Consider the following 14,859-nt stretch of genomic DNA (forward strand, 5'->3'; position numbering starts at 1 on the left):
CTATTTACCATCAACCACGGCTACAACCTGAGCACGTGTTACTTGATCACCATTTTTTACGGATACATTCGTAACGACCCCATTAACAGTGGAACGAGCAGCTGGCATAGGACCTGTTAAAGATTGAACCGTAACAAGTACGTCTCCTTCTTTAACGGCTGTACCGACTGGTACTACCGATACTACTTGACCTGTTAACACAGACTCTTGGTTGACATTGGCTGCGGAGGCATTGAACACAAAGCCGGTTGCTACACTTAGACCTATAGCAGCCATTACAAACAATTTCATATATTTTTTCATATAAATTCCTCCTTTGACTAACGTCTATATATATTATAACACGAAATAGCAAATTAATTAGGGAAAGATAATAGCTCGCTCATATAAAGCAGGACCGCTAGAGGTTACATCGCGATGAATGTAAACTCCATTCGCCCAAATATCATTATCTTGGTTAAAGCCCACATCAATCCCATTAATGGCACCAAATTGTTTTAACCTGGCACCACCTTGCGCTAAAGTAATCCCTGTATAAGCACGGTAATTGCCAGAAGCTACTAATACAACTAAAGAACCATCTACTTTTACACCTAGCAGCGTCCGTCCTCGATAGCGCCCTTCATCATAACTAGTAGCAACAGAATCTCTCAATACAATGTAATCATCAGAAGCAAGCATGGTGCCAACTTTACTAATCGTAGCCACTGGTTGAATAATTTGTAGGTCTACTACATCGCCAACTTGTAGCGCTTGTAACACGGGTATCATCGTGCCATGACCAGATAGTACAATATCGCCACTAGCTAGTAAAGAATTCGCTTGATTTTTAGCAACTACCTTATTTTTACGAATCGTCACTTCTTGGCCATATATATTCGTCCCCGTCGAGGTGCCATAATATGTATTATAAGCAATCAGTTCATTCGCCCCTCTAGAGCGATTAATGCCATTCACTACATATGTTTTGTCGCCTTCTGTAAGCTGTAATTTTTTAGATTGTAAATCAAATACATACCCTTGGCTTGGCACATATCGAATCGATGCAGACGGTGTAATCTCACGACTATCAACAATAGGAATAATAGCGCCTGAAGCCGTTTTAATTGTCGACACGTCACTGTCTTTTTCCACACGAGGCTCTACGCTTCCCACTTTATGAATCCCTACTGCGATCGCGCCCGCCGGTGCCAGCTCTTGTAAGTTTTGACCACCCTCATGTCCTGTTACAGCCTCTACCGGTTCTAAAGGACCAATTTCTAATACATCAACTTTTACTCGTCCCGTGTCCGTACTTGTATCCCATTGTGTATGCGTCACACCTGATTTTAACGACTTAGTCGTCCGCTGTTCATAATTATTAAATAAATCAAGAACAACTCGATCAGGTTCTTCTAGTGTAAAAATATGATAGCGCACATCTTGATTAACAGCCAAGCTCATATCTAGGCCATCATTAGTCGCCACTAAAGATACCCCTTTAAGCACACCACTATTACGATTATTATACTGCACTGGCCCTGATGTTTTATTCGTCGTTGCCGGCAAATGCACTTTTAATTGTTGGCCATTTTCATTATAAATAGAACTCCATCCATTAGGGAGACCCTGCATATCCAACACAACCCGGGTATGGCCAGTTTCATTAGTCGCTCGCACAGCCGTCAAATCAGCTGCCATATTATGAAACACAGTCCCAGAGCCTATAAGGCCTGCCAATATAGCCAATTTGAGTGTCTGCTTATATGCCTTCATAATCCCTCCTAAAGTTGTTAATTAATCAATTCGAATTCCTATTTTATTTATTATATCATATAACTCTTTTGAAAAGATGAAATAATATAGCAAAAAGTGAGCTCCTTTCAGAGCTCACTCAAATTACTATGCATTAATTACCTAATAAAATTAGTTAACTACCTAGCATTCACTATTAATATATTACTATATCACAATCACAGTCTTACTGTAATTCTTCTAAGCTATCTTGAAAACGATCCATTTCACGAAGGGCTCGTCCCGTACCTACGATGACCGAATAGCGTGGATTATCAACTAAATATGCTGCTACACCAATAGCCCTCGTAATCAAGCGATCAAAACCGCTAATAAGAGCACCACCACCGGTTAAAATTATGCCATGGTCACAAATCTCGGCTACTAATTCAGGTGGCGTTTTTTCTAAAATATCCTTTATCCCTTCTAAGATAATACTAACAGGTCTTTCAAGTGCTTTTTGCACTTCTTTTGACGTAACGGTAATTGCTTTAGGTAAACCACTCACAATATCACGCCCACGAACGGTAATTTCTTCAATAGGCGCCTTGCGATCTACTGTCCCAATAGCAATTTTAACTTCTTCAGCCGTACGACGACCAATTAGTAATTTACGACGTCGCTTAATATAAGCGATAATAGCTTCATCAAATTTATCGCCCCCCATACGAAGGGATTTGCTCACAACTACCCCAGTCGTACAAAGAACAGCTACATCCGTTGTACCACCGCCTACATCAACAACAATAGCCCCAGCGGAGGTGGCTTTATCGAGCCCTGTGCCTAATGCAGCAGCCAAGGGTTCTTCAATCAAAACAGTCTTACGGGCCCCCGTTTGTAACACGGCTTCAATAACAGCGCGTTTTTCAACCGGTGTAATCCCCGAAGGTACGCATATAACAATGCGTGGTTTAAATAATGACGAAGCTGGAAGTACGCTTTTAATATAGTACCGAAGCATAAATTCCGTCATGTCATAATTATTAATAACGCCATCCTGAAGTGGCCTAATGACTTCAATATCAGCTGGCGTTCGTCCTAACATGATTCGTGCATCTTCACCAACAGCGACTACTTCATGGGTGTTAATATTCCAAGCTACATAAGCTGGTTCATCAAGAACAACACCTTTCCCCTTAATGTAAATCAATACATTGGTCGTTCCTAAATCAATGCCAATATCATAAGCCCACCATAAAGCCAGTCGTTCAAAGGGCGAAATAGTTGTTCTTTCTTTACGACTCTGTATTTTAGGCGTTGTCGTCGCAATCGGTTGCGTGCTCTTCTTACGTCGCTCAGCTCTTTTTTGTAACACTTCAGCACGACTTACTTTTTTCTTACTCGTCCACCCGAACAATGTCAGCACCTAGTCCTTTTAATTTGCCTACTAAGTTATCATAACCGCGGTCAATGTGAGATAACTGTGTCACTTTAGTAACGCCTTCAGCCGCTAGGCCAGCACATACTAACGCTGCACCAGCTCGTAAATCAGTAGCTCGTACTTCAGTTCCTTTTAATTTAGCTACCCCATCCACAATGGCACGACGCTCTTCAATGCGAATTTGAGCACCCATTTTCTTCAACTCATCGACATGCATAAAGCGGTTTTCAAACACTGTTTCCATAACAGTACTTGTACCTTCAGCAATAGTAGTAAACGCCATAAACTGAGCTTGCATATCTGTAGGGAAGCCAGGATATGGCAGCGTTTTAATATCGACAGCTTTCACCTTGCCATCAGATACAACACGAATACCATCTACGTCTTCTTCTACACGTACACCCGCTTCTTTTAGTTTAGCTACTACTGGTTTTAAATGCTCCGATAACGCATTTTCTACATATACATCGCCACCAGCCATAGCTGCTGCAATTAAATACGTCCCCGCTTCAATCCGATCAGGTATAACCGTGTGCGTTGCCCCTTTTAATTCTTTTACACCTTGAATACGAATGACATTCGTACCAGCACCGCGAATATCGGCACCCATACTATTCAAATAAGTTACTAAATCTACGATTTCAGGTTCTTCCGCAGCATTTTCAATAATCGTTTTACCATCAGCCATAGAGGCTGCCATAATTACATTCTCAGTAGCACCTACACTAGGAAAGTCTAAATAAATTTGATTTCCTTTTAACCCTTCTGGAGCCGTGGCTAGTACATAGCCATCCCCCATTTCAATAGTAGCTCCTAATGCTTCAAACGCTTTTAAATGTAAATCAATAGGGCGACTACCAATAGCGCAACCTCCAGGCAGGGAAATACGCGCTTCCCCACGACGAGCCAATAAAGGCCCCATCACTAAAAAGGACGCCCGCATGCGGCGTACTAATTCATAGGGAGCTTCCGTAGCCGTAATGTTAGCGGCATCAAATATAATTTCTTCCTTAGCTTCATCTCTAGTAACCTTTACCCCTAAAGAGGCAATTACTTCGCAAATTGTATGTACATCCTCTAAATGAGGAACCTCTACTAATCGACTTGGTGTCGATGCTAACATGGTGGCCGCTATAATCGGCAACACCGCATTTTTAGCGCTACTTACACGTACGCGACCATTCAACGGTTTACCACCGTTAATGATGAGCTTTTCCAACAATACTTCCTCCCATAATGCAATCTATTCATCTATAGTCAAGATAGTTTTATCCATAAATTCTACCTTATAGTATACTTTAAAACAGCTTGTTCAGCAAGTACCCTATAAACGTAAAAAGAGGAACCACCTCACGAAGGTTCCTCTTATAATAGCTTGCTATTTTAATTATTAACGAGCTTTCATAGATTTTAATTTACGGTCTAAGCGATGGATAGTATCTACGAAACGAACTGTACCTGTTTTATAACGCATAACGACAGACTCCGTACGAGCACCACCAGCAAAGTATTTAATACCTGCTAAAATATTACCTTCAGTGATAGCCGTAGCAGAGAAAATAACATCTTCCCCATGTACTAAATCATCAATCGTTAATACTTTATTCAAATCTGTAATCCCCATAGCATGACAACGACGAACTTCTTCATCATTTTCAGGTAACAAACGAGCTTGCATATCGCCACCAGTACATTTTAAAGCAGCCGCGGCCAATACGCCTTCTGGAGCTCCACCAGTACCGATAACCATATGAATGCCAGACCCTTCAAGGCCACATTCCATAGCTGGATTTACATCACCGTCAGTAATTAAACGAATACGAGCACCCGCTTCACGACATTCACGCATGATAGCTTCATGACGAGGACGATCAAGCATAACAACTGTTAAATCATCAATACCGCGTTCCATTTTTTCAGCAACACGACGCAAGTTTTCAGTAACACTAGCATTTAAATCGATAACACCTTTAGCACGAGGACCTACACACAATTTCTGCATGTACATATCTGGTGCATGGAGTAGGCCACCTTTAGGAGCAATCGCTAATACTGCAATCGCACCGTTTTGACCTTTAGCAATTAGATTAGTTCCTTCAATTGGATCAACGGCAATATCTACCGCTTCACCACCAGCACCTACTTCTTCACCAATATATAGCATAGGTGCTTCATCGATTTCCCCTTCCCCGATAACAACAGTACCAGAAATAGGTACCGTATCAAAGGTTTGACGCATAGCATCAACAGCTAATTGATCGGCTCCGTCTTTTTCACCGCGACCTAACAAACGACCACTACGAAGCGCAGCTGCTTCCGTTACACGTACAAATTCCAAAGCTAATGTTCTATCCACAGTTCGTTACCTCCTTAAAATGCCCTCTTTTTAAATAGGCAGGGCTCTACCTGTTCCCATTTATTTGTTGGCTGCTTCCCAATCGGCTAAGAATCTAGCAAGGCCTGCATCCGTTAATGGATGTTTCATAGAGGCAGTTAACACCTTGTATGGCACCGTAGCAATATGAGCACCGGCTTTAGCACATTGTGTCATATGCATTGGCGTACGTACACTAGCGGCAATAATTTCAGCTTTAATATCATGAACCATAAATACTTCAGCAATATCTTCAATTAAGGTAATGCCATCCATGCTCATATCATCAATACGACCAACAAAAGGACTTACAAATGTTGCACCTGCACGAGCGGCTAATAAAGCTTGATTTACAGAGAAGATTAAGGTCACATTTGTTTTAATACCTTCTTTGCTAAGCACCGAAACTGCCTTTAACCCTTCTTCAGTCATTGGTACTTTAATAACTACATTGCTGCCTAATTTTACAAGCTCATGCGCTTCTTTAATCATTTCAGGCGCTGTAGTAGCAATAACTTCTGCACTGACTGGACCTTCTACTAATTCAGCAATTTGTTTAATTACTTCTTTTAAATCACGTTTTTCCTTAACAATTAAGGATGGATTGGTAGTTACCCCTGCAATAAAACCCATTTCATAGGCTGCTTTAATTTCATCAAAGTTGGCCGTATCAATAAAGATTTTCATAAGAGCTCCTTTTATTATAATACACACTATACTAATGTTAAATTAAGGCAAACTCATATTCTATAAACTTCAGTTTGCACTTACTTAACAACAGTTACTACTCGATGACGCATTCTATATTAGTCATTCAGTTTCTTATTTCACTGGCTTAATAACTTCTACGCCACCCATATATGGTTGTAACACCTTAGGAATACGTACAGAACCATCAGCTTCTTGGTTATTTTCCAAAATAGCCGCTACCGTACGCCCTACAGCTAAGCCAGACCCATTTAATGTATGAATAAATTCTGGTTTACCTTTAGCTTCACGGCGGAATTTAATATTACCACGGCGCGCTTGGAAGTCAGTCATATTCGAGCAAGAGGAAATTTCACGATAACAATCTTGAGCTGGCATCCATACTTCTACGTCATACGTTTTAGCCGAACCAAAACCAATATCCCCTGTGCAAAGGGTAATCACACGATGTGGTAATTCTAATAAACGAAGTACTTCTTCTGCATTATCAGTCAAAGATTCTAATTCCTGATATGAAGTTTCAGGAGTAGCAAATTTAACCATTTCTACTTTGTTAAACTGATGTTGGCGAATAAGACCACGAGTATCACGACCAGCCGAGCCTGCTTCCGCACGGAAACAAGCTGTGAAAGCGGTATAATATTTAGGTAATTCATCCATGTTCAAAATTTCACCACTATGGAAGTTTGTTAATGTAACTTCAGCAGTTGGAATTAAGAAGTATTCCGTATTTTCTACTTTGTACATATCTTCAGCAAATTTTGGTAATTGCCCTGTATTAGTCAAAGTTTGACGCGTTACCATATACGGAGTCATCATTTCAGTATATCCCTGTTTTTCGGTATGAAGGTCTAACATGAAATTAATTAACGCCCGTTCTAAACGAGCACCTAACCCTTTATAGAATGTAAAACGGGCTCCACTTTCTTTAGCCGCACGTTCCCAATCTAAAATATCAAGGCTTTCACCTAAATCCCAATGAGCTTGAATTGGGAAATCGAATTCACGCGGCTTACCCCAACGGCGCATTTCAGGATTATCGTTTTCATCAGCCCCAACAGGTACTGATGTATCACACATATTAGGTAACATAAGAGCAATATTCTGAAGGGCTGCTTCAGTCTCGCGCACTTTATTATCTAATTCAGAAATTTTATCGCCTACCTTTTGCATTTCGGCAATTTTATCATCAGCATTTTCTTTATTGCGCTTCAAAGCACTAATTTCAGCGGTAACACTATTGCGTTGTGCTTTTAACTGTTCTACTTCTTGAATTAATTCCTTGCGCAAATCATATAATTTCGCAAAATTCTCCAAATCCCCATTGGTATGGCGATTATCCAAGTTTTGTTGTACTGCTTCTAGGTTTTCTCGAACGAAACGTAAATCTAACATATCCATAACCTCTTACTAAAAAAAGTGTACCCCAAGGGCCCATGTATTATTAATTACACTTAATCATACCACATTTAGTTAATTTTTGCCATGCAAAAGGGCTGTTTTGCATGATAAAAAGGCTAGTAATGACAAATCCATTACTAGCCTCTTAGTATTTATTTATCAGTTGTTTCGCTATCTTCAGTATCAGATGGTTTTGCATCCAACTCAGGTTTCATAAGTGGGAACAACAATACATCACGAATCGAAGCGGAATCAGTCAAGAACATAACTAAACGGTCAATACCAATACCAAGACCAGCTGTTGGTGGTAAACCGTATTCCAAAGCGGCTACAAAGTCTTCATCCATACGATGTGCTTCATCATCACCAGCAGCACGTTCCTGTAATTGTTTTTCAAAACGTTGGCGTTGGTCGATTGGGTCATTTAACTCGGAATACCCATTAGCTAATTCACGGCCATAAATAAACGCTTCAAAACGTTCAGTAGTCAATGGCTTTTCGCGATTTTGTTTAGCAAGTGGGGAAATTTCCATTGGATGACCATATACGATTGTTGGTTCAATTAAGTTTTCTTCTACATAATCTTCGAAGCAAAGGTTAATAATTTTACCAATACCGTCACGATCTGTATATTCTACATTTAAACGATCCGCAATAGCACGCGCTTCTTCAATCGTTTCAATAGCATCAAAATCTTCACCAGTATATTTTTTAATCCCTTCTTGCATCGTCATTCGGTTCCAAGGTGGAGTTAAATCAATTTCAGTGCCTTGATAGTTAATTTTAGTAGTCCCCAGTACTTCTTGGGCACAGTATGCCACGATGTTTTCAGTCAATTCAATCGCATCTTCAAAATTGCCATAGGCCTGATAAGATTCCATCATGGTAAATTCAGGATTATGACGATTATCAATCCCTTCATTACGGAAAGAACGGTTAATTTCAAATACTCGTTCTAAACCACCAACGATGAGACGTTTTAAATGTAATTCTGGTGAAATACGCATGTAAATGTCAATATCTAATGCATTGTGATGGGTAATAAATGGACGGGCCGCTGCACCACCAGGAATCGCATGAAGCATTGGCGTTTCCACTTCCATAAAGTTATGTGCATTCATATATTGACGCATTTTAGCTACGATTTGCGTACGTTTTACAAAGGTATCACGCACTTCTGGATTTACAATTAAGTCTACATAACGTTGACGATAACGAAGTTCAGTATCTTTTAAGCCATGCCATTTTTCAGGTAATGGACGTAAAGACTTGGAAAGCAACGTCAATTTGTCAACTTTGATGGTAATTTCGCCCATATGAGTGCGGAACACATGACCTTCTATCCCTACAATATCACCCATATCAAGCATTTTAACATGCTTATAAGCCTCTTCACCAAGCATATCTTTACGCAAATAAATTTGAATATCGCCCGATAAGTCACGGATATTGGCAAAAGCGGTTTTACCATGGGATCGGATAGTCATAACGCGACCGGCTACGGTCACAGGTTGATCTTCAAAATCACGGAAGTTATCTTTTATTGTTGCCGCATGCTGCTGTACTACAAAACGCTGGCCAAAAGGATACACTCCGTCTGCCTCGTATTGTGCAAGCTTTTCGCGACGAATTAACATTTGGTCATTTAATTCTTGCTGTTGTTCTTGTACTGTAGTCGCTTTTTCTTCGCTCACTTACATGGCCTCCTAACTTCAACTATTATACCTTCACTAACGCCGCCATCAACACGGCCACTCGGTATAATTACTGACAATACGATAATGCACGTATTCACTCTATCATTATAACGAATACTTACCATTACCGCTATATACGAATCATTAGCTAATTGCTAAAATTTTAAAAGTAGCTACCCCATCAGGCGTATTTACTTCCACAGTAGCCCCTTTTTTCTTACCAAGAATAGCGCTACCTACAGGGGATTCATTAGAAATACGATTGTTAAATGGATCAGCTTCGGAAGAACCAACAATTACATACTCTAATTCTTCATTATATTCTTCATCTAATAATTTAACTTTACTACCAACGGATACCACATTTTTACGCGTACTTTCGTCGATAATCTTAGCCGTGTTAATTTTATTTTCTAATTCAATAATATGACCTTCAATGAACGCTTGTTCATTCTTAGCATCATCATATTCTGAGTTTTCACTAATATCGCCATATTCAATAGCAGTTTTAATACGTTGCGCTACTTCAATACGACGAACCGATTTAAAATGAGCTAATTCTTCTTCAAGTTTTTTAAGACCTTCTGCGGTTAACAGCGTTTCTTTTACTTCTGCCATAATAGAACTCCTCTTTCTATATTTCCATTAGCTATAAAAAGCTATAAAGAAAAAGTGTCAATATACTGACACCTTTACTTTATCATCACATATATTTACGCAATTTACTCGTAACATTATATCAATATTACATTGCTGTTGTCAATTCAGCTTCATACCTGTCCAATACGGCAAGGAAGGATTCCTTCGTATGTAAGGTATTAATCTGGTTGCGCCACTTAGCCGCTTCTGGTAACCCTTTAATGTACCAACCAGCATGGGTCCGAATTTCTCGCACCCCTAAGCCAACTCCTTTGTAATGGCACAACAATTCAAAATGACGTCGTAACATCTGAAGTCGTTCTAGCGCTGATGGTTTAGATAAAACTGTACCCGTTCTTAAATACTGATTCACTTCATTAAATATCCAAGGATTACCTTGAGCACCTCGACCAATTAATACAGCATCGCAGCCCGTTTCCGTAAGCATGGCCTTAGCCGACCTAGCATCAATCACATCACCATTACCGAGCACAGGAATTGTTAAAGCCTCTTTTACCGCTTTAATATATGACCAATCAGCCTGCCCCATATACATTTGCTCCCGTGTTCGCCCATGTACGGCGACTGCCGCTACGCCTACAGACTCTATGCGTTTCGCAAAGTCTAACACATTTTTAGACTCTTCGTCCCAACCTAGTCGCATTTTTACCGTAACCGGTACCTTTACAGCCTTAACGGCTGCCTCAGCAACCCGTGCTGCTAAATCCGGTGTTTTCATAAGCGCTGAACCATCACCAGACGACACAACTTTCTTAACGGGACACCCCATATTAATATCTACAATATCAGCACCAGCTCGTTCTACCACCTTGGCAGCTAAGGCAATAGCTTCTGGATCAGAGCCAAAAATCTGCATAGACACGGGATGCTCTACCTCTTCCATGTAAAGCAACTCTTTGGTATGTTCATTCTCATACTTAATGCCCATGGCACTCACCATTTCAGTACAAACAAGAGCTGCCCCTTGTTCTTTGGCCAATAAGCGATACGCAATATCGCTAACACCAGCCATAGGCGCTAGTACCGCCTTACCAGAAATGGCTACCTTACCAATATACCAAGTGTCATTATTTATTTCTTTCATACAACAATCGTAATCCTTCTAGTGTTAACATAGGTTCAATGTGATCAATTACATCGGTTTCTGCATTAATCAAATGCGCTAGGCCACCAGTAGCAATGACTTTAACATTTGGTGGCATTTCTTTTTTCATACGACCTACGATGCCTTCCACTTGACCCACATAACCAAAAAGAACTCCAGATTGCATAGAAGTCACCGTATTACGACAAATTACTTGTCCTGGATTACGGACTTCAATACGAGGCAACTTAGCAGCCCGCTGGAAAAGCGCTTCGGCCGAAATCTGCACACCTGGTGCGATTGCCCCACCAATGTAATCACCATTTTCTAAAATAGCACAATATGTAGTAGCGGTACCAAAATCAATCACAATGAGTGGTCCGCCGTATTTTTCATAGGCCGCTACAGCATTGACAATACGATCGGCCCCTACTTCACGTGGATTATCATATTTAATCGCCATCCCCGTTTTAGTCCCAGGGCCTACAATAATTGGTTTTACATTAAAATAACGCAAGCACACCCGTTCTAAGGTTGGCATCAACGGTGGTACTACAGAGGAAATAATAATGGCTTCAATATCGTTCACATTAACCTGACGGTCATGGAAAAATAAATTCATTATAATTACACCATACTCATCAGTGGTGCGCACTCGGTCTGTTGAAATACGCCAATGACCGACCAATTCTTTTTTGTCATACACACCCAGAACAATATTTGTATTTCCTACATCAATCACCAATAACATGTTAAATTAGCCTCCTACTTTATGTGCTGGTCGTATGGATACGTCACCGGCCACCACTCGTTCTACGGAGCCATCAGCACGTTCTATCATAAGATTGCCATCTTGATCAAGGTCGATGGCTTTACCTTCATACGTATTACCAGGTGCCCGCACTTCAACGTCTTTACCTAAAGTAATACTCAATTCTTTCCATTCAGCCAAGGTACTATTAAAGCCCTCAGCCAACACTTTATTATACTGCATTTCCAATTCTTCTAAAATGGTATTTAAGGCTTCACGGCGATCTACCGTAACCCCTTCCATGGCAAAGGAAGTGGCAATATCTTTTAAGAAATCAGGAATTTCTTCTAACGTACTGCTCGTATTAATCCCAATTCCCATAACAATATAGGAAATTTCTTCCATAGAGCCATTCATTTCAGTTAAAATGCCCACTAATTTACGGCCATTCACTAAAATATCATTAGGCCACTTAATGCCTGCCGTCTGTAAACCTAAACGACGGAATGCTTTAATCAACGCTACCGCGGCCATAAGAGTGCATTTAGGGGCTTCAATAGGCGGAAATTTAGGCCGTAAAATAAGACTAAACCATAGCCCTTTCCCATATGGCGAATACCATCCACGATCTAAACGGCCACGACCGGCCACCTGTTCTTCAGCTACAATAACAGTCCCCTCAGGTGCTCCTTCATTAGCCATCTCACGACCAATACGATTAGTAGATTCTACGCTTTCCAAATATTTGTAATGACGACCAAACGATTTCGTGGTCAAAACAGATTCCATTTCAAGCCAACTCATTATATCAGGTTCATCCATTAAACGATACCCTTTTTTAGTAAAAGATTCTATAACATAGCCTTTTTTGCGCAATGCCTCTATATGTTTCCAAATGGCCGTACGTGACACATCACAATGCTCCGACATACGTTGACCTGATACAAAGCTACCTTTATTCTCACGTAATAATTCTAAAATTGCATCTCTCATAGCGCGATGCCTCCTTCATGAAAAAGGGCCGCCTACCGGCGGCCCTATGCCAATCGGTGTATACCGATTATTATTCGCTTGTGCTAAGATTAGTTATCTTTCGTCGTAGATTCTTCAGCTTTTACTGTAGAGTCTGCACCAATGGCATCTGGCACAATAATACCAGCTGCTTCTAATGCACTTTTGGCTTCATTCACTTCAACCTTGTTAGGATCTGTGATAGTACCGTATTTATACAAGTTTTCAATTTGTGTATGGTCAATCGTTTCTTCTTCTAACAATACATTGGCCATATTATGTAAAAACTCAATATTATCGGATAACAATTGCATTACGTCATTGTATGCTTCAGATACTAACTTATGCATTTCCGCATCAATTTTCTCAGCAACCGCTTCACCATAGTTACGTTCATGGCCAAGGCTACGACCCAAGAACACTTGTTCCTGATGCTCACCAAATACAAGTGGCCCCAATTCTTCACTCATGCCAAGACGTGTAATCATATGACGAACAATGTTAGTTACCTGCTGTAAATCGCCAGAAGCACCGCTACTGATTTCTTTCAATACTAGCGCTTCCGCACAACGACCACCTAAGGCCACGCGGATACGGGCTAACATTTGCGATTTAGTCATATAGTTTTGTTCTTCCACTGGCAACATCATAGTGTAACCACCAGCACGACCGCGTGGAATAATCGTAACTTTATGAACTGGGTCAGCTTCTGGTAATAAATGAGCCACGATTGCATGACCAGATTCATGATACGCTGTCAAACGACGTTCTTTATCACTCACTACATGACTACGACGTTCAGGACCATAACTTACCTTTTCACTCGCTTCTTCTAAATCGGCCATAGCTACCTTTTTACGATTTTGACGCGCTGCTAATAAAGCGGCTTCATTCAATAAGTTACTTAAGTCAGCCCCTGTAAAGCCAGGTGTCTTCTTAGCAATCGTTTGTAAATTAACATCATCTTCTAATGGTTTATTACGAGCGTGAACCTTTAAGATAGCTTCACGACCACGAAGGTCTGGCTTATCAACCGTTACTTGACGGTCAAAACGACCTGGACGCAATAAAGCAGGGTCCAAAATATCAGGGCGGTTAGTCGCTGCAATGGTAATAATACCTTCATTAGCACCAAAACCATCCATTTCAACGAGCAATTGGTTCAAAGTCTGTTCACGTTCATCGTGACCACCACCAAGACCTGCACCACGTTGACGACCTACTGCATCAATTTCGTCGATAAAAATAATACAAGGTGCATTTTTCTTAGCTTGACTAAAGAGGTCACGCACACGAGAAGCACCTACACCGACAAACATTTCCACAAAGTCGGAACCACTAATACTAAAGAACGGAACACCAGCTTCGCCTGCTACTGCACGGGCAAGCAAGGTTTTACCGGTCCCTGGAGGGCCAAATAACAATACCCCTTTAGGAATCTTCGCACCGATAGCATTAAATTTGCCTGGATTGCGTAAAAATTCTACAACTTCTTCAAGTTCTTGCTTAGCTTCATCAGCACCTGCCACATCCTTGAATGTAACATTGACTTTGCCTTCACCCTGCATTTTAGCACGGCTTTTACCAAAGTTCATTACGCGGCCACCACTACCTTGGGTTTGCTGCATAATAAAGAACCAAACGCCAATTAATAAGAAAATTGGCAACACGGAGCTAAGAAGCCCCATCCACCAAGAAGGTTGTTCTGGTGGTTTTGCTGTAATTTCAACTTCATTTTGAGTCAGTTGATTCATCAAAGTAGGATCTGTTGGTGCATACGTACTAAATTCCGTACCATTCTTTAAAGTACCAACAATGGAATGATTATCTGTAATCGTAATCTTTTCTACTTTCTTCTGAGCCACTTGTTGTAAGAAGCTCGTATAGCTAATCTCTGACTTTGCCGTATTTGTACTGGAGAACGAATTAATTACCGTGGCGGCTGCTACAATAATTAAAATGTAAAGCAGTGCATTTTTCATAAAACGACCCAATCTATTACCCCTTTCAAAACATTCT

13 protein-coding genes are annotated in these 14,859 nt (G+C 40.6%); all 13 read right to left on the reverse strand.

What is annotated here, in order from left to right; translation table 11 throughout:
* The 13 genes from DYE54_RS04350 to ftsH all read right to left on the reverse strand — a co-directional run bounded on the left by DYE54_RS04350 (position 1) and on the right by ftsH (position 14,834).
* Positions 1-303, reverse strand: a complete 303-nt coding sequence (locus DYE54_RS04350) for a biotin/lipoyl attachment domain-containing protein (protein ID WP_115310095.1) — start codon at positions 301-303, stop codon at positions 1-3.
* A gap of 57 nt (positions 304-360) precedes the next feature.
* Entirely contained in the window at positions 361-1,755 is a 1,395-nt protein-coding gene (locus DYE54_RS04355; RefSeq protein WP_115310096.1) for an AMIN domain-containing protein, read from the reverse strand.
* Between the two features lie 205 nt (positions 1,756-1,960).
* Positions 1,961-3,139 (reverse strand): rod shape-determining protein, encoded by a 1,179-nt coding sequence (gene mreB, locus DYE54_RS04360; RefSeq protein WP_115310097.1) that lies wholly within the window; start codon positions 3,137-3,139, stop codon positions 1,961-1,963.
* Complete coding sequence (murA, locus tag DYE54_RS04365; protein ID WP_115310098.1) at positions 3,111-4,373, reverse strand: UDP-N-acetylglucosamine 1-carboxyvinyltransferase; 1,263 nt, start codon at positions 4,371-4,373, stop codon at positions 3,111-3,113. Before murA ends, mreB begins: the two co-directional genes overlap by 29 nt.
* Positions 4,374-4,544: 171 nt before the next feature.
* Positions 4,545-5,510 (reverse strand): class II fructose-bisphosphatase, encoded by a 966-nt coding sequence (gene glpX, locus DYE54_RS04370; RefSeq protein WP_115310099.1) that lies wholly within the window; start codon positions 5,508-5,510, stop codon positions 4,545-4,547.
* 60 nt (positions 5,511-5,570) lie between these two features.
* Positions 5,571-6,215 carry a fructose-6-phosphate aldolase gene (fsa, locus tag DYE54_RS04375; protein WP_115310100.1) on the reverse strand — a complete coding sequence of 215 codons (645 nt, stop codon included), beginning with the start codon at positions 6,213-6,215 and terminating at the stop codon, positions 5,571-5,573.
* A gap of 135 nt (positions 6,216-6,350) precedes the next feature.
* Positions 6,351-7,631, reverse strand: a complete 1,281-nt coding sequence (gene serS / locus DYE54_RS04380) for a serine--tRNA ligase (protein WP_115310101.1) — start codon at positions 7,629-7,631, stop codon at positions 6,351-6,353.
* 158 nt (positions 7,632-7,789) lie between these two features.
* On the reverse strand, positions 7,790-9,331 hold the full coding sequence (lysS, locus tag DYE54_RS04385; protein ID WP_115310102.1) for a lysine--tRNA ligase: 1,542 nt from the start codon (positions 9,329-9,331) through the stop codon (positions 7,790-7,792).
* Between the two features lie 147 nt (positions 9,332-9,478).
* Positions 9,479-9,952, reverse strand: a complete 474-nt coding sequence (greA, locus tag DYE54_RS04390; protein ID WP_115310103.1) for a transcription elongation factor GreA — start codon at positions 9,950-9,952, stop codon at positions 9,479-9,481.
* Positions 9,953-10,079: 127 nt separating this feature from the next.
* The gene (dusB, locus tag DYE54_RS04395; protein ID WP_115310104.1) at positions 10,080-11,078 is read right to left on the reverse strand and encodes a tRNA dihydrouridine synthase DusB; all 999 of its coding nucleotides are present in this window, start codon (positions 11,076-11,078) and stop codon (positions 10,080-10,082) included.
* The gene (locus tag DYE54_RS04400) at positions 11,062-11,829 is read right to left on the reverse strand and encodes a type III pantothenate kinase (RefSeq protein WP_115310105.1); all 768 of its coding nucleotides are present in this window, start codon (positions 11,827-11,829) and stop codon (positions 11,062-11,064) included. Before DYE54_RS04400 ends, dusB begins: the two co-directional genes overlap by 17 nt.
* Positions 11,830-11,835: 6 nt before the next feature.
* Positions 11,836-12,822 carry a biotin--[acetyl-CoA-carboxylase] ligase gene (locus DYE54_RS04405; RefSeq protein ID WP_115310106.1) on the reverse strand — a complete coding sequence of 329 codons (987 nt, stop codon included), beginning with the start codon at positions 12,820-12,822 and terminating at the stop codon, positions 11,836-11,838.
* 89 nt (positions 12,823-12,911) lie between these two features.
* Positions 12,912-14,834 carry an ATP-dependent zinc metalloprotease FtsH gene (gene ftsH / locus DYE54_RS04410; protein WP_172460556.1) on the reverse strand — a complete coding sequence of 641 codons (1,923 nt, stop codon included), beginning with the start codon at positions 14,832-14,834 and terminating at the stop codon, positions 12,912-12,914.
* Between the last annotated feature and the right edge of the window lie 25 nt (positions 14,835-14,859).

Source organism: Veillonella criceti (genome assembly GCF_900460315.1).
Lineage (GTDB): Bacteria > Bacillota > Negativicutes > Veillonellales > Veillonellaceae > Veillonella_A > Veillonella_A criceti.

Excerpts from the sequence above, each read along its gene's own strand:
- DYE54_RS04350 (WP_115310095.1), bottom strand. The coding sequence starts at position 303 with ATGAAAAAATATATGAAATTGTTTGTAATGGCTGCTATAGGTCTAAGT.
- DYE54_RS04405 (WP_115310106.1), bottom strand. The coding sequence starts at position 12,822 with ATGAGAGATGCAATTTTAGAATTATTACGTGAGAATAAAGGTAGCTTT.
- DYE54_RS04400 (WP_115310105.1), bottom strand. The coding sequence starts at position 11,829 with ATGTTATTGGTGATTGATGTAGGAAATACAAATATTGTTCTGGGTGTG.
- fsa (WP_115310100.1), bottom strand. The coding sequence starts at position 6,215 with ATGAAAATCTTTATTGATACGGCCAACTTTGATGAAATTAAAGCAGCC.
- dusB (WP_115310104.1), bottom strand. The coding sequence starts at position 11,078 with ATGAAAGAAATAAATAATGACACTTGGTATATTGGTAAGGTAGCCATT.
- DYE54_RS04355 (WP_115310096.1), bottom strand. The coding sequence starts at position 1,755 with ATGAAGGCATATAAGCAGACACTCAAATTGGCTATATTGGCAGGCCTT.
- greA (WP_115310103.1), bottom strand. The coding sequence starts at position 9,952 with ATGGCAGAAGTAAAAGAAACGCTGTTAACCGCAGAAGGTCTTAAAAAA.
- serS (WP_115310101.1), bottom strand. The coding sequence starts at position 7,631 with ATGTTAGATTTACGTTTCGTTCGAGAAAACCTAGAAGCAGTACAACAA.